Here is a 15,606-nt window from a genome sequence, read left to right on the forward strand (position 1 = left end):
CATATAACACCCAAGCAATCTGCGAAGAGCAGGTTGTGGTGTAGTGAAGATGACGAACCGAAAGTTTGCGCCACACACACAAATTACCGAAAGATCTATTACACACCCATTCGCTGGCACGTACTCAGTACGCACCGGCTACCGAATTTCTTGACGACCATAGAGCATTGGAACCACCTGATCCCATCCCGAACTCAGTAGTGAAACGATGCATCGCCGATGGTAGTGTGGGGTTTCCCCATGTGAGAGTAGGTCATCGTCAAGATTCAAATTCAGAACCCCCATCTGCGAAAGCAGGTGGGGGTTTTGTCTTTCAGGTGATGAAAAAACCACACATCCGTAGGACCGGATTTATCCGGGAAGAGGCCACCTGCCTCGCGAATGAATTCGCTCCTGCTCATTGGTGGAGCGCTGTCCGTCTCTTGATTCAGGGCAATAAAAAACCACCGTAAAGGTGGTTTTATATATGAGCTGGCATCACTCGCCGCGATATTCACATCCGCTGGTACAGGTTTCGTGAATACGAACCGCCGAGAGTTCAGGCAGCAGGGGCTTCAGTTCATCCCAGATCCATTTCGCCAGATTTTCGCTGGTCGGGTTTTCCAGGCCCGGGATGTCATTGAGGTAGTTATGATCCAGGCGCTCATACAGTGGCTTGAAGATAGCCTTGATCTCGGAGAAGTCGCGTATCCAGCCAATATGAGGATCGACCTTGCCGGACAGATGAATCCCTACCCGGAACGAATGCCCGTGCAGGCGTCCACATTTATGGCCTTCAGGCACATGGGGGAGCCGGTGTGCAGACTCGAAAGTAAACTCTTTGAAAATTTCCACTGTGTATAAGCCCTGGATAGATGGCGATCGCGTAAGCGATAAATGCAGGGGACGAGTTTAACAGCAATGCTTTCAAACACCATGCTCGGGTAAGGTGCTCGGACAAGTAGTGATGGCATGTAGCCAGAGGGATTCAGCTTGAGTTAAGTTGATACCCTTATCTTGGTATCCGTAGAAAGCACCACTCGACGGAGCCCATAATGAAAAGACTGACCACTTTGCTGACTGCCGTAATGCTCACTGCTTCTGCCGGGTTTGCCCTGGCACGTGATATCGGGCCAGATGAAGCCCTGCGCCTCAGGGATGCAGGAACCATCCAGTCTTTTGAAAAGCTCAATGAATACGCATTGTCCAAGCACCCTGGTGCAACGATCACCGAGACGGAGCTCGAAAACGAATACGGTAAATACGTTTATCAAATCGAATTACGTGATACCGCAGGCATTCAGTGGGACCTGAAAATAGACGCTGTCACCGGGCAGATATACAAGAACTATCAGGATAAGTAATGAAGGTCGAAAAGCGTCTCTGCACACTCCTTGGCTTGGGGCTGCTCTGCACTGCGGCTCAGGCCAAGGACCTGAATCAGGACGAGGCACTCAGTTTGCGACAGCGTGGGGTGATCCTGCCTCTTGAGCAATTCATCGAGCAAGCTTTGAGTCATCATCCTGGTGCCAAGCTGCTTGAGGCTGAGCTGGAAGAAAAAAATGACCTGTACGTCTATGAATTCGAGTTGCTGACCACGCAAGGCGTTGTCCGCGAGCTCAAGTTCAACGCACGTGACGGGCGACTCCTGCAAGACGAGGAAGATGATTGATGCGGCTACTACTGGTTGAGGATCATGTGCCTTTGGCGGATGAACTGATCTCTGCCCTTGGGCGACAAGGTTATGCCGTTGATTGGCTGGCTGATGGCCGTGATGCGGTCTATCAAGGCGTGAGCGAGCCCTATGACCTGATCGTTCTGGATCTGGGGCTGCCAGGTCTTCCCGGTCTTGAGGTGCTTCAACAATGGCGCGCCAAAGGCCTGGCTGCGCCTGTGCTCATTCTTACGGCGCGGGGCTCATGGTCAGAGCGCATAGAAGGTTTGAAGGCAGGTGCCGACGATTACCTGACCAAACCCTTTCATCCCGAAGAATTGCAGTTGCGCATCCAGGCTTTGCTGCGCCGCTCGCATGGGCTGGCCAACCAGCCGACCCTCGAATCAGCAGGGCTCAATCTGGATGAAAGCAGACAGTGTGTTGTTCGCGACGGTGTGGATATTCAACTGACGTCTGCCGAATTCCGTCTGCTTCGTTACTTCATGCATCACCCTGAGCAGATCCTTTCCAAAAGCCATCTTTCCGAGCATTTGTACGATGGCGAAAACGAACGCGACTCCAATGTGATAGAAGTTCATGTCAATCACCTGAGGCGCAAGCTCGGGCGTTCAGTGGTCACGACTCGTCGTGGTCAGGGTTATCTGTTCGGTGGTAATAACGCTTGAAGTCCATACAGAGGCGCCTGAGCCTCGGTCTTATCGCCGTTCTGGTCGTTGTGGGTCTGGTGATGGCTCAGACCAGCCTGTACTTGTTCGAGCTGGGCCTACAGCGCTATCTGGAAGCCGGGCTGCGCAAGGAAAGCGAAAGCCTGCTGGTTGCCTTGGTTCGTGGCCCGGTCGGGATTCAGCTGGATGAGCAGCGCTTGTCTGCGGCCTACCAGCGTCCGCTCTCCGGTCATTACTTCCGTCTGGACTTCCCCCAAGGCTATTGGCGCTCTCGCTCACTATGGGATTTTGAGTTGCCCAAACCCGAGGGGGCAGGGCTGCATGCTGACCTGGAGCTGGGGCACACCGGACAATCCCTTCTGGTATGGAGTGCGGACTACCGAAAGTTCGGGCAGCAGATCACTGTGACGGTTGCGCAGGACTACACGCCAGTCAGGGCCAGCTTTCAGCGCATGCAGCAAATAGGCTTGGGGTTTGGCCTTGCTGCACTCATCCTGGTTCTTGTGCTGCAGCGCGTTACCGTACGCAGAGCCTTGCGACCTCTGGAAACCGTTCGCGAACAGATATCCCAATTGCAGCAAGGCCAGCGCTCGCAGCTGGACAATCAAGTACCCCTTGAGCTTGAGCCGCTGGTGGCTCAGATCAACCATTTGCTTGCTCATACCGAAGACAGCCTCAAGCGTTCACGCAATGCGCTGGGTAACCTTGGGCATGCCCTAAAAACGCCCCTGGCTGTTCTGCTCAGCCTGGCATCGAGCGAACAACTGGATGCCAACCCGGCTTTGCGTAAAACACTGCATGAGCAACTGGAGAATATTCGCCTGCGTCTGGAGCGTGAGCTCAATCGTGCTCGCCTGTCGGGTGATGCGTTGCCTGGGGCGCGCTTCGATTGCGATGCAGAATTATCCAGCCTGTTTTCTACACTGCGCATGATCCATGGTGAGCATCTGGATCTGATCAATGATGTCCAGAGCGGCCTGCATCTGCCGTGGGATCGTGAGGATATTCTCGAGCTGCTGGGTAACTTGCTCGATAACGCCTGCAAGTGGGCAGACAGTGAAGTTCGCCTGAACATTACACCGAAAGCGCAGGGCTTTTCGCTTCTGGTCGACGACGATGGACCGGGGATTCCTGAGTCTCAGCGTGCCGATGTTTTCAGCCGTGGCACCCGTCTCGACGAACAGATCACCGGCCATGGGCTCGGCTTGGGGATCGTGCGCGATATTGTCGAAGCATGGGGCGGCGACCTGCAACTGCTCACCAGCCCCATGGGCGGGCTTCGTGTGCAGATCGACCTACCTGAACGCACCTTGCCCTGAGTCAGTCCCTTCCTACAAAAAAGTGGGGAATATCTTAATTCCCCACTACCTTTGCCGATAAAGGTTGAAACACTCCCCTATAAAAACAACTGAATAGGCGAATCCTATGCGTCTGAGTCTGAAAGCCAAGGTTCTGTCATTGGCCGTCTTACCAGTGTTGTTGTTCGCTGTGGTGATCAGCGCGACAACGGTGTTTATCCTCCACCAACAAGCCGATAGAGAGGTCAGCGAAACACGGGAACGCTTGCTGACAGAGGCTCGTGCCACCCTGAAAAACTATGTGGATATCGCCCTTAGCGGCATCAAGCCCATTTACGACAATGCTGCGCCAGGTGATGACGCTCCCAAGGCCAATGCCATCAAGCTGCTCGCATCTGTCAGCTATGGCAAGGATGGCTACCTGTTTGGTTATGACTCCGAAATCATACGTATCTTTCGCAGCACCAGTGCCGATGGCCTGGGCAAAAGCTTCAAGGACGCGCGCGATCCCAATGGCGTCTACCTGAATAGAGAGCTGGTGGCCGTCGCCAAGGCTGGTACTCACTACACCTATTACGCCTCGGCATTGCCAGGCAAGACTGAACCGGTCCCCAAGGTCGGTTACACCGAATACCTGCCCAAGTGGGATCTGGTCGTGGGTAGCGCAGTCAACCTCGACGGTATCGAAGCCCAGGTCGCCGTGGTCAAGCAGAACGTTGAAGCACGCCTGCAAGACATGCTGTACAGCATTGTCGGCATTACCGTGCTGGTACTGGTGATCATTAGCGTGATCGGCATTGTCCTGACCGGAACCCTGTTGCGTCCTCTGCGTTTGATGAAAAACAACCTGGACGATATCGTCGCCGGTGAAGGTGATCTGACGCGCCGGCTGGCCATTACCAGCCAGGATGAACTCGGCGAACTGGCGGGATCGTTCAACCGCTTTGTCGACAAGATCCATGGCATCGTTCGCCAGATCACCGAGATGACTACGCAGTTGACCGGATTGGTCAGCGAGGTGTCCGATCAGGCACAACGCTCGGAACAGGCAATGGATCGTCAGCGTCATGAAACCGATCAGGTTGCGACCGCCATCAACGAAATGTCTGCCGCTGCCCAGGAAGTCGCAAAAAGCGCTCAGGGTGCTTCTGTGGCTGCCCAGCAGACCGATGAGCAAGGAAAGGCTGCCAAGCGAGTGGTTGATGGCAGTATCAAGCAGATCCACGCTCTGGTAGATGACATCCGCAAAAGTGGTTCATCGCTGGATAGCTTGCAGCAGGATGTTTCCTCGATTGTCAGCGTGCTGGGCGTCATTCGTTCCATTGCAGAACAGACCAACCTTCTGGCGCTCAACGCGGCAATCGAAGCCGCGAGGGCAGGGGAGGCCGGGCGAGGTTTTGCGGTCGTGGCCGATGAAGTCCGGGCACTGGCCAGCAGGACTCAGCAAAGCACCCAGGAAATTCAGGGCATGATCGACCGTCTGCAAAAGGGCACTGAGGAAGCGGTAGGAGCCATGCGCCGTTCCAGCGAGGCCGGTGACGGTACCTCGACTCAGGCCAATGATGCAGGACAGTCGTTGGTGACGATTGGTGAACTGATTGCGACCATCAACTCGATGAACGCCCAGATCGCCAGTGCCGCTGAAGAGCAGACGGCGGTAGCTGAGGAGATCAACCGCAGCGTCCACCAGATCGCCGTAGCAGTCGAAACCGTTGCCGATGAAACCCGACAGGGCGCTCAGACCTCTCGCAGCCTGTTTGACCTTGGCAAACGCCTTGGCGGCCTGGTCGCCCAGTTCCGCGTCTGACCAAGACCCAGGAGCGAATTCATTCGCGAAACGGTATTCCAAACGATGAACATGTATTGGATGCACTGACTCTTCGCGAATGAATTCGCCCCCTGCAAGCCAAAAAAAACCCTGCCGAAGCAGGGTTTTTTGTTTAGTACCGATCAGCCCGCCAGGGCTGCATTCAACACCAGATCCAGCAATGGTTGTGGGTACACACCCAATGCGAAGGTCAGGATGGCAACGGCCAGCAGCATGATGCCGCCTGTACGCTGTGCCCAGTTGAAGGCCGCATCGTGACGAGGCAGCTTGTTATCGACCAGATACATCGTGACCATCACTCGCAGGTAGTAGAACACGCCGATTGCGCTACCAATGACCAGTGCGCCGATCAGCCACCACAGGTGCGATTCAACGCCGGTGGCGATGATGTAGAACTTGCCGATGAAGCCAGCCGTCAGCGGGATGCCCGCCAGAGACAGCATCATCAGGGTCATGACCGCAGTCAGGTACGGACGGCGCCAGAACAGGCCGCGGTACTCGAACATCGCATCGGCATCGCGGCCGCTGTACGGCGAGGACATCATGGTGATTACACCGAAGCTGCCCAGCGAGGTCAGTACATAGGTCGCCAGATAGACACCGATTGCCTCAACGGCCATGCCTTTACTGGCAACCAGCGCGATCATCAGGTAACCGAAGTGGGCGATGGACGAATAACCCAGCAGACGCTTGAGGTTGTTCTGGGTCAGCGCCAGCAGGTTACCGACCAGGATCGAAGCCACGGCGATTACGGCCAGGACGTCATGCAATACGCCGCTGCTGGCTGCCGGGGAAATCTGGAACAGACGCACCAGCACAGCGAAAACCGCGACCTTGCTGGCGGTTGCCAGGAAAGCAGCAACCGGTGCAGGGGCGCCTTCGTATACGTCCGGTGTCCACAGGTGGAACGGGACCAGCGACAGTTTGAATGCCAGACCCACAACCATCATGCCAAGACCCAGGCTGGCAAGCGGGCTGGGCATGCCTGTAGCGGCAATCGCCTTGCCGATACCATCGAAGCTCAGGCTGCCTGCTTCTGCGTACAACAGCGCCATACCGAACAGCAGGAACGCCGAGCCGGCTGCCGAAAGCACCATGTACTTGATGCCGCCTTCCAGCGAGCGCTTGTTGAAGAAGGCGTAGGCGACCAGACCGTAGACAGGTACCGACAGCAGTTCCAGGCCGATGAACAGGCCAGCCAGATGCTTGGCACTCACGAGTACCAGACCGCCAGCCGCAGCCAGCAGGATCAGCAGGTAAAGCTCTTCACGATTGCCCGGATAGCCTTTTTTGTCGTCGCCCAGATAAGCATGCGCCATCGTCACGCACGCCAGGGTCGAGGCGAGGATGATTGCCATGTACAGGCAGGCGAAGCTGTCGATCTGCAGCAATGGCGTAACGGCCAGTGGAGCGACCTTCAATGCCGGGTAGATCGACAGCAATGCCAGGTTGAGCCCTGCTACCGACAGCAGGAATGTTTGCGAGTGATTGCGGCGCCATGCGATGGCCAGCATCACCACCACGACAGTGATGCTGGTAATCAGCAGTGGGGCAAGCGCAATAAAGTGTTGAATCGTCAGGTCCATAGCGCTCTTACCGGGCCGAAGCGAGTTGAGTGAAGGCAGTGCCTAGCCATTGCTGCACGCCGTGCATGGTCGCTGCCGAAGTATCGAGGAACGGCTGCGGGTAAACCCCCAGCACGATCAGCAATACGGCAAGGCCCAGCACCATGATCAATTCCCGTGCATCCATGCCCTTGAGAAGCTCGTCGGACTTGGCAGGGCCAAAGTAGGCGCGGTGGATCATGATCAGCGAGTAGACAGAACCGAACACCAGACCTGAAGTTGCAATGGCCGTAACCCAAGGCGCGTGGACAAAAGAGCCCAGCAGGATCAGGAACTCGCCAACGAAGTTGCCGGTACCCGGCAGACCCAGCGACGCAGCAGCGAAGAACAGGCTGATGGCTGGCAGGTACGGGATACGTGACCACAGGCCACCCATTTGACGCATGTCACGGGTGTGCAGGCGCTCGTACAACTGACCGCTCAGGATAAACAGCGCTGCTGCCGACAGACCGTGGGCAATCATCTGAATGACCACGCCTTGCAAGGCTTGCTGGCTGCCCGAGTAAATACCGATCAGGACGAACCCCATGTGCGAGACGCTGGAGAACGCGATCAGACGCTTGATATCGGTCTGTGCGAAGGCCAGGAAAGCACCATAGAAAATGCCGATCAGGCCGAGGGTCATTGCAATCGGTGCGAACTCTGCCGACGCATTGGGGAACAGCGGCAGGGCGAAACGCAGCAGGCCGTAGGCAGCGGTTTTCAACAGAATACCGGCCAGGTCGACGGAGCCCGCAGTCGGTGCCTGAGCGTGAGCATCCGGCAACCAGGAGTGCAGCGGCACGACCGGCAGTTTCACCGCGAAAGCGATGAAGAAGCCCAGCATCAGGATGTACTCGATGCCCGGTGCCAGCTTCGTCTTCAGCAGTTCAGCGTAAGCGAAGGTGACCACGCCGGTCTGGTTGAAGTTGACCAGTACCAGACCCAGGATCGCCACCAGCATGATCAGGCCGCTGGCCTGAGTGAAGATGAAGAACTTGGTCGCAGCGTAGATACGTGTCTTCTTGCCGTCCGACGAGCTATGACCCCAGAGCGCGATGAGGAAGTACATCGGCACCAGCATCATTTCCCAGAAGAAGAAGAACAGGAACAGGTCGATGGCCAGGAACACGCCGACCACACCACCCAGAATCCACATCAGGTTCAGGTGGAAGAAACCGACCTTGCGCTGGATTTCCTTCCACGAACACAGGACCGACAACACGCCGAGCAGGCCGGTCAGCAGGATCATCAGCAGCGACAGGCCGTCCAGAGCCAGGTGCAGGCTGATGCCGAAGCGCTGGATCCACTGGGCCTGGAATTCCAGGGTCCAGGTGGGAGCGGCGCCCGGGGCAGGGGAGAGGGTGTAGTCGCCGACGCTCCACAGCCACAGGCCGATACCGAGCAACAGAGACATGGTCAGCAGCGCGATCCAGCGTGGCAGTGTGGCGCTTACGCGCTCACACAACCAGCACAGCAGGCCGCCGATAAAGGGGATCAGGATTAGCCAAGGCAGAATCATGACGGGCTCAATTCCTTTCGCAAATTCGCAAGGTTTTCATGTCAGACCGCAACCAGAACGACGGCACCAAGTACCAGAACGGCACCTACGGCTATCGAGGCAGCATACCAACGCAACTGGCCGGTCTCGGTGCGGCTCATGGTTGCATGACCCCCCTTGACCAGACGCGGGATCAAACCAATGGTGCGGTCGAACGGATCGCTACGCAGCACATGGCTGATCGCCAGATAAGGTTTGACGAACAGCTTGTCGTAGATCCAGTCGAAGCCCCATGCAGCGAACCACCAGGCTGACAGGAGACGGCCAGGGCCGCTGTTGGCGATAGCTGTCACCAGCCGACGCTTGCCCAGGAACAGCAAGGCCGCCAGCAGGATACCGGCCAGGGCAATGGCACCCGAAGCGATTTCCAGACTGTGCTTGGCTTCGCCGCCAGCATGGCCGACGCTTTGTGGCAGCACACCGGCCAGCGGAGGCGTGATCATGGCGCCGATGAAGGTCGACAGCACGATCAGCACCGACAGCGGCAGCCAGTGAGCGATGCCATGACCGGCATGGGCTTCGGTCTTGGCTTCACCGTGGAACGCGATGAAGATCAGGCGGAAGGTGTAGATGGAGGTCATGAATGCGCCGGCCAGACCTGCATACAGCAGACCGTTGTTACCGCTGGCGAAGGCTTCCCAGAGAATTTCGTCCTTGGAGTAGAACCCGGCAGTCAGCAACGGCAGGGCTGCCAGAGCGGCACCACCGACGATGAAGCTTGCATAGGCCAGAGGCAGTTTCTTCCACAGGCCACCCATCTTGAAGATGTTCTGCTCGTGGTGGCAGGCAACGATCACCGCACCCGAAGCAAGGAACAGCAGCGCCTTGAAGAAGGCGTGGGTCATCAGGTGGAAGATCGCGCCTTCCCAGGCACCAACACCCAGCGCCAGGAACATGTAGCCGATCTGGCTCATGGTCGAGTAGGCGAGGATACGTTTGATGTCGGTTTGTACCAGAGCTGCGAAACCTGCCAGAACCAGTGTCACGCCGCCGACAATGCCGACCAGATGCAGGATGTCTGGAGCCAGAGTAAACAGGCCGTGGGTACGGGCAATCAGGTAGACACCTGCGGTTACCATGGTTGCCGCGTGGATCAGTGCCGAAACCGGAGTAGGACCGGCCATCGCATCCGCCAGCCAGGTTTGCAGCGGCAGTTGCGCGGATTTACCGACCGCACCGCCCAGCAGCATCAGCGTTGCCAGCACGATCCAGAAGTCACCGACCTTGAAGTGCTGAGGCGCAAGGACCAGCAGTTCCTGGACATTCAATGTGCCCAGTTGCTGGAACAGGATGAACAGGCCGATGGCCATGAACACGTCGCCGATGCGGGTCACGATGAAGGCTTTGAGTGCTGCGTTACCGTTGTTGCGGTTGCTGTAGTAGAAACCGATCAACAGGTAGCTGCACAGGCCCACGCCTTCCCAACCGAAGTAGATGAACAGCAGGTTGTCGCCCAGGATCAGGAACAACATGCTGGCAATGAACAGGTTGGTGTAGGAGAAGAAGCGCGAGTAGCCCTCTTCACCGCGCATGTACCAGGACGCGAACAGGTGAATCAGGAAGCCTACGCCGACCACCACGCCGAGCATGGTGACCGACAGACCGTCCAGATACAGCGCGAAGTTCGGGCTGAAGCCATCAACGTCCATCCATTGCCACAGCACCTGGGTGTAATGGCCACCCTCTGGTGGTGCGACGTTGAATTGCCAGATGACCCAGGCGGTGACCAGGGCCGACAGGCCTACGGAACCGACGCCGATCAGGGCTGCGAGGTTTTCCGAGATGCGTCCACGGGAGAACGACAGCAGCAGAAAACCGATCAGGGGAAATACGAAAGTGAGAAAGAGTAGGTTCATCCGCGCATCTCACTGGCAGCGTCGATATCGAGGGTGTGGAAGCGGCGATACAGTTGCATCAGGATCGCCAGGCCAATGCTGGCCTCGGCAGCAGCAAGGCTGATCACCAGAATGAACATGACCTGTCCATCCGGTTGGCCCCAGCGGCTGCCGGCAACGATGAACGCCAGAGCAGATGCGTTCATCATGATCTCCAGGCTCATCAACACGAACAGAATGTTGCGACGAACTATCAGGCCGACCAGGCCAAGACAGAACAGGACGCCGGCGACCGCCAGACCATGTTCCAGAGGGATAGCATTCATTGGCTTGGCTCCTTCGCGTCTGTGCGGCCCAGATGGAATGCCGTGACGGCTGCGGCAAGCAGCAGCATCGAGGCCAGTTCCACCACCAGCAGATAAGGTCCGAACAGGCTGATACCGACCGCCTTGGCGTCGACTGTGGTGTGACCGATGCCAGCACCGCTCGGGTTGGCGAACAATACATAGAGCAGTTCAGCCAGCAGCAGTGCGCCAAGAATGACCGGACCTGCCCAGATGCCGGGTTTGAGCCAGGCACGTTCCTGCTGAACCGAGGCCGGGCCCAGGTTCAGCATCATTACCACAAACACGAACAGGACCATGATCGCGCCCGCATAGGCGATGACTTCCAGAACCCCGGCGAACGGTGCGCCCAGGCTGAAGAAAGTCATTGCCACTGCAATCAGCGAAATGATCAGGTAGAGCAGGGCGTGCACCGGGTTCGTATTCGTGATCACCCGCAGGGTGGACACGACGGCGATGCCGGATGCGAAATAGAAAGCGAATTCCATCTTTACTTCCTTAAGGCAGCAAGCTCTTGACGTTGATCGGCTCGGCTTCGTTCTGTGCAGAGCCCTTGGGCTTGCCAGCGATAGCCATACCGGCGACGCGATAGAAGTTATAGTCAGGGTTCTTGCCGGGGCCGGAGATCAGCAGATCTTCCTTCTCGTAAACCAGATCCTGACGTTTGAACTCGGCCATCTCGAAATCCGGTGTCAGCTGGATTGCGGTGGTCGGGCAGGCTTCTTCGCACAAGCCGCAGAAAATGCAACGTGAGAAGTTGATGCGGAAAAAGTCCGGGTACCAGCGGCCGTCTTCGGTTTCAGCCTTCTGCAATGAAATGCAACCGACCGGGCATGCCACGGCGCACAGGTTGCAGGCCACGCAGCGCTCTTCGCCGTCCGGGTCGCGAGTCAGAACGATACGGCCACGATAGCGCGGAGGCAGGTAAACCGGCTCTTCCGGATATTGCAGGGTGTCGCGTTTGCGGAAGCCGTGACCGAAGACCATCACCAGGCTGCGCAATTGGGTACCAGTACCCTTAACGATGTCGCCAATATATTTGAACATGGGTCAAATCCTCACTGAACCGAGCCTGCCGGTGTGTTCAACAACACAATCGCAGCAGTCACCAGCAAATTGATCAGGGTCAGCGGCAGACAGAATTTCCAGCTGAAGTCCATTACCTGGTCATAGCGTGGGCGCGGGATAGAGGCGCGCAGCAGGATGAACAGCATGATGAAGAACGCGGTCTTCAGGGCGAACCAGACGAAGGACAGTTGCGGCAGAATGCCGAACGGGCCGTGCCAGCCGCCGAAGAACAGGGTCACCAGCAACGCCGAGATCAGGATGATCCCGATGTATTCACCGACGAAGAACATGCCCCATTTCATGCCGGCATATTCAATGTGGTAGCCGTCGGCCAGTTCCTGTTCCGCTTCCGGTTGGTCGAAGGGGTGACGGTGAGTCACTGCAACGCCTGCGATGAAGAACGTACAGAAGCCGAAGAACTGCGGAATGATGAACCACAGGTTCTGTGCCTGATATTCAACGATGTCGCGCATGTTGAACGAACCGACCTGAACCACGATGCCCATCAGCGCCAGACCCATGAACACTTCATAGGAAACGGTTTGCGCCGAGGCACGCAGACTGCCGAGCAGGGCGTACTTGTTGTTGCTCGACCAGCCGGCGAACAGCACGGCATAGACCGAAAGACCGGCCATGGCAAAGAAGAACAGCAAGCCGATGTTCAGATCCGCCACGCCCCAGGTCGGGGTGATCGGGATGATTGCGAAGGCAATCAGCAAGGCGCTCATGGCCACGATCGGTGCCAGGGTGAAAATCACCTTGTCGGCAAACGGCGGTGTCCAGTCTTCCTTGAAGAACATTTTCAGCATGTCGGCAGCGATCTGGAACATGCCGAACGGGCCAACGCGGTTAGGACCGTAACGGTCCTGCCACCAGCCCAGCAGGCGACGTTCGACAAAGCTCAGCAGCGCGCCGCAGACCACGACGGCCAGCAACACGACAATGGCTTTCACGACCGCGAAGATGGTGTCGATCACATCAGGAGTGAACCAGCTCATTGTGCTGCCTCCTGAAGGCCGTCAACCGATTTGCCGAAGACTGCCGCAGGAATGCCTGCCAGCCCGACCGGCAATGCCACCAGGCCTGCGCCCAGTTCTTCATTGATGCGCAGCGGCAGACGCAGGGTCTGGCCGGCAACGTTCAAGGACAGCAGGGCACCTTCATTGACACCCAGGCGATCGGCTTCGGACTTGGCCAGCGCAACGTAGGCAGCCGGGATGCGTTCCTGGACCGGAGCGGCTTTCGAAGAGTTCTCTTCGCTGCCGAACAGGTGATAGAACGGCACCACTTGCCAGGTTCCCTGAGCAGGGGAGAAGGCCCGTGGAACGCTGGCGAACCAATTCAGGTTGTCGCCCTGGCTTTCGATCAGACGAACACCCGGATCACCGGCGCGCAAGTGACCGCCGACTTCGTCCTGGAACTTGTTCCAGGCCTGAGGCGAGTTCCAGCCCGGAGACCAGGCGAATGGCACTTGCTGACGAGGTTCGGCAGAGCCCGAGTAACCTTCCATGGAGAAGGCGAACGCGGTGTCCTGGTCTTGCGGAGTACGAGGCTCATGCACGCTGATGTTGGCACGCATGGCCGTACGGCCACTGTAACGCAGCGGTTCGCGAGCCAGCTTCATGCCTTTGATGCGGAAGGCAGCAGAAGGCGCAGCATTGATGATGCCAGCCAGTTGCGTACTGCTTTGTGCGCAGGCAGCGGTGACGTGGTCCAGCTGGGTCCAGTCCACCGGCTTGTTCAGCAGGGTAGCGCGCAGGGCATGCAGCCAGCGCCAGCCTTCGTGAACCAGAATGCTGGCGTCCATGTAGGTTGGATCGAACACCTGGAAGAAGCGCTGGGCGCGGCCTTCCAGGCTGACCAGCGTACCGTCGCCTTCAGCGAAGCTGGCTGCCGGCAGGACCAGATGCGCACGGTCGCCCGTCGCGGTCTTCTGGTGGTCGGCCACGATCACCACTTTTGCGGCGCTCAGGGCTGCATCGACCTTGGCGGCATCGGTGCGGGTGTACAGATCGTTTTCCAGCACGACGATGGCGTCAGCCTTGCCGTCGATGACGGCCTGCAAGGCGGCATCCACCGACTCGCCGCCCAGCAGGGCCAGGCCGAGGCTGTTGGCTTCCGGCACGATCAGGCTGATGGAGCCTTCTTTTTCGCGCAGCTTCAAGGCTTTGGCGATGTTCGCTGCGGCTTCGATCAGGGCTTTGGAGCCCAGCGAAGTACCGGCGATGATCAGCGGACGCTTGGCGGCCAGCAGAGAGTCGGCGATGCGCTTGGCCAGTTCAAGAGCTTCAGCGTCCAGGCCTTCGACGGCAGGGGCGCTGGCGTCCAGAGCGTGGGCTACGGCAAAGCCGATACGGGCCAGATCGTCTGGAGCGGCGTGTACACACTCTTCAGCGACGTCGTCGAGTTTTGTTTCAGCAAGGCTTGCAATGAACAGCGGGTTCAGCGCGTGCTGGCCGATGTTTTTCACTGCGGCATTGAGCCATGGCTGTACGCGCATGGCGTCGGCCATGTCTTCGGCCTTGCCCTTGACCGATTGACGCAGGGCCAGGGCCACGCGAGCTGCGGTCTGGGTCAGATCTTCACCGAGGACGAAGACGGCGTCGTGATCTTCGATGTCGCGCAGGGTCGGGATCGGTAGAGGACTGTCCTTGAGCACCTGTGCCACCAGACGGATACGCTCCAGCTCGCTGGCTTCGATACCCGAGTAGAAGTGCTCGGCACCGACCAGTTCGCGCAGTGCGTAGTTGCTTTCCAGGCTGGCGCGTGGCGAGCCGATACCGACGATGTTACGACCGCGCAGCAGGTCGGCAGCCGTGTCCAGCGCTGCATCGAGGCTCAACTTGCTGCCGTCGGCCAGCAGTGGCTGACGTGGACGGTCTTCGCGGTTGACGTAGCCATAGCCGAAACGGCCACGGTCACACAGGAAGTACTGGTTCACCGAACCGTTGAAACGGTTTTCGATGCGGCGCAGTTCGCCGTAACGCTCACCGGGGCTGATGTTGCAACCGCTTGAGCAGCCATGGCAGATGCTCGGCGAGAACTGCATGTCCCATTTACGGTTGTAGCGCTCGGAGTGAGTCTTGTCGGTGAACACACCGGTCGGGCAGACCTCGGTGAGGTTGCCGGAGAACTCGCTTTCCAGCACGCCATCTTCGACACGGCCGAAGTACACGTTGTCGTGAGCGCCGAAAACGCCCAGGTCGGTGCCGCCTGCGTAGTCTTTATAGAAGCGTACGCAACGGTAGCAGGCGATGCAGCGGTTCATCTCGTGAGAGATGAACGGGCCGAGCTCCTGGTTCTGGTGGGTACGTTTGGTAAAGCGATAACGGCGCTCGTTGTGGCCGGTCATCACGGTCATGTCTTGCAGGTGGCAGTGACCGCCTTCCTCGCAGACCGGGCAGTCATGCGGGTGGTTGGTCATCAGCCATTCGACAACGCTGGCCCGGAAGGCCTTGGATTCGTCATCGTCGATGGAAATCCAGGTGTTGTCGGTGGCAGGAGTCATGCAGGACATGACGATGCGACCACGGGTGTCGTTCTCGTCGTTGTACTGCTTGACCGCACATTGGCGGCACGCACCAACGCTGCCAAGGGCGGGATGCCAGCAGAAATAAGGAATGTCGAGGCCCAGCGACAGACATGCCTGTAACAGGTTGTCTGCCCCGTCGACTTCGAGCGCTTTGCCGTCTACGTGGATAGTGGCCATGGTTCAAAGTTCTTCGTTGGCCCGGTGTCAGCGGGCGTGG

14 protein-coding genes, 1 rRNA gene and 1 pseudogene are annotated in these 15,606 nt (G+C 58.0%); 7 read left to right on the forward strand and 9 right to left on the reverse strand.

Going from position 1 to position 15,606, the window contains the following annotated elements; translation table 11 throughout:
- Positions 1 to 149: 149 nt before the first annotated feature.
- Positions 150 to 265 (forward strand): 5S ribosomal RNA (gene rrf, locus Q6A51_RS00005).
- Between the two features lie 212 nt (positions 266 to 477).
- On the opposite strand, the gene queD is transcribed toward rrf, so the two are convergent.
- Positions 478 to 834 carry a 6-carboxytetrahydropterin synthase QueD gene (gene queD / locus Q6A51_RS00010; protein WP_025259462.1) on the reverse strand — a complete coding sequence of 119 codons (357 nt, stop codon included), beginning with the start codon at positions 832 to 834 and terminating at the stop codon, positions 478 to 480.
- 200 nt (positions 835 to 1,034) lie between these two features.
- On the opposite strand from queD, the gene Q6A51_RS00015 reads away from it, so the two are divergent.
- From Q6A51_RS00015 to Q6A51_RS27365, 6 genes and pseudogenes are all read left to right on the forward strand, one after another.
- Positions 1,035 to 1,343, forward strand: coding sequence for a PepSY domain-containing protein (locus tag Q6A51_RS00015; protein ID WP_025259463.1), 309 nt, complete (start codon positions 1,035 to 1,037; stop codon positions 1,341 to 1,343).
- The gene (locus Q6A51_RS00020; RefSeq protein ID WP_095068634.1) at positions 1,343 to 1,651 is read left to right on the forward strand and encodes a PepSY domain-containing protein; all 309 of its coding nucleotides are present in this window, start codon (positions 1,343 to 1,345) and stop codon (positions 1,649 to 1,651) included. Before Q6A51_RS00015 ends, Q6A51_RS00020 begins: the two co-directional genes overlap by 1 nt.
- A complete protein-coding gene (locus Q6A51_RS00025) occupies positions 1,651 to 2,319 on the forward strand; it encodes a response regulator transcription factor (protein WP_025259465.1) in 669 nt (222 codons plus the stop codon). The genes Q6A51_RS00020 and Q6A51_RS00025 overlap by 1 nt, the downstream gene beginning before the upstream one ends.
- Positions 2,316 to 3,638: an ATP-binding protein gene (locus tag Q6A51_RS00030; RefSeq protein WP_201003345.1), complete on the forward strand. Its 1,323-nt coding sequence runs from the start codon at positions 2,316 to 2,318 to the stop codon at positions 3,636 to 3,638. Before Q6A51_RS00025 ends, Q6A51_RS00030 begins: the two co-directional genes overlap by 4 nt.
- A gap of 106 nt (positions 3,639 to 3,744) precedes the next feature.
- Positions 3,745 to 4,566: pseudogene (locus Q6A51_RS27360) on the forward strand (cache domain-containing protein); the annotation flags it as partial.
- 102 nt (positions 4,567 to 4,668) lie between these two features.
- Entirely contained in the window at positions 4,669 to 5,424 is a 756-nt protein-coding gene (locus Q6A51_RS27365) for a methyl-accepting chemotaxis protein (protein WP_405046111.1), read from the forward strand.
- 143 nt (positions 5,425 to 5,567) lie between these two features.
- On the opposite strand, the gene nuoN is transcribed toward Q6A51_RS27365, so the two are convergent.
- From nuoN to nuoG, 8 genes are read right to left on the reverse strand one after another with little or no spacing between them, the layout of a single operon-like run.
- Positions 5,568 to 7,031, reverse strand: coding sequence for an NADH-quinone oxidoreductase subunit NuoN (nuoN, locus tag Q6A51_RS00040; protein WP_201017806.1), 1,464 nt, complete (start codon positions 7,029 to 7,031; stop codon positions 5,568 to 5,570).
- Positions 7,032 to 7,038: 7 nt separating this feature from the next.
- Positions 7,039 to 8,571: an NADH-quinone oxidoreductase subunit M gene (gene nuoM / locus Q6A51_RS00045; RefSeq protein WP_201003339.1), complete on the reverse strand. Its 1,533-nt coding sequence runs from the start codon at positions 8,569 to 8,571 to the stop codon at positions 7,039 to 7,041.
- Between the two features lie 41 nt (positions 8,572 to 8,612).
- Positions 8,613 to 10,466, reverse strand: a complete 1,854-nt coding sequence (gene nuoL / locus Q6A51_RS00050) for an NADH-quinone oxidoreductase subunit L (RefSeq protein ID WP_201017805.1) — start codon at positions 10,464 to 10,466, stop codon at positions 8,613 to 8,615.
- Positions 10,463 to 10,771, reverse strand: coding sequence for an NADH-quinone oxidoreductase subunit NuoK (gene nuoK, locus Q6A51_RS00055; protein WP_122316072.1), 309 nt, complete (start codon positions 10,769 to 10,771; stop codon positions 10,463 to 10,465). Before nuoK ends, nuoL begins: the two co-directional genes overlap by 4 nt.
- Positions 10,768 to 11,277, reverse strand: coding sequence for an NADH-quinone oxidoreductase subunit J (gene nuoJ / locus Q6A51_RS00060; protein ID WP_201003335.1), 510 nt, complete (start codon positions 11,275 to 11,277; stop codon positions 10,768 to 10,770). Before nuoJ ends, nuoK begins: the two co-directional genes overlap by 4 nt.
- A gap of 10 nt (positions 11,278 to 11,287) precedes the next feature.
- Entirely contained in the window at positions 11,288 to 11,836 is a 549-nt protein-coding gene (gene nuoI, locus Q6A51_RS00065) for an NADH-quinone oxidoreductase subunit NuoI (RefSeq protein ID WP_003223795.1), read from the reverse strand.
- 11 nt (positions 11,837 to 11,847) lie between these two features.
- On the reverse strand, positions 11,848 to 12,855 hold the full coding sequence (gene nuoH / locus Q6A51_RS00070) for an NADH-quinone oxidoreductase subunit NuoH (protein ID WP_201003333.1): 1,008 nt from the start codon (positions 12,853 to 12,855) through the stop codon (positions 11,848 to 11,850).
- The gene (nuoG, locus tag Q6A51_RS00075; protein ID WP_201017804.1) at positions 12,852 to 15,566 is read right to left on the reverse strand and encodes an NADH-quinone oxidoreductase subunit NuoG; all 2,715 of its coding nucleotides are present in this window, start codon (positions 15,564 to 15,566) and stop codon (positions 12,852 to 12,854) included. Before nuoG ends, nuoH begins: the two co-directional genes overlap by 4 nt.
- Positions 15,567 to 15,606 lie beyond the last annotated feature (40 nt).

It is taken from the genome of Pseudomonas serbiensis, from assembly GCF_030580745.1.
GTDB lineage: Bacteria > Pseudomonadota > Gammaproteobacteria > Pseudomonadales > Pseudomonadaceae > Aquipseudomonas > Aquipseudomonas serbiensis.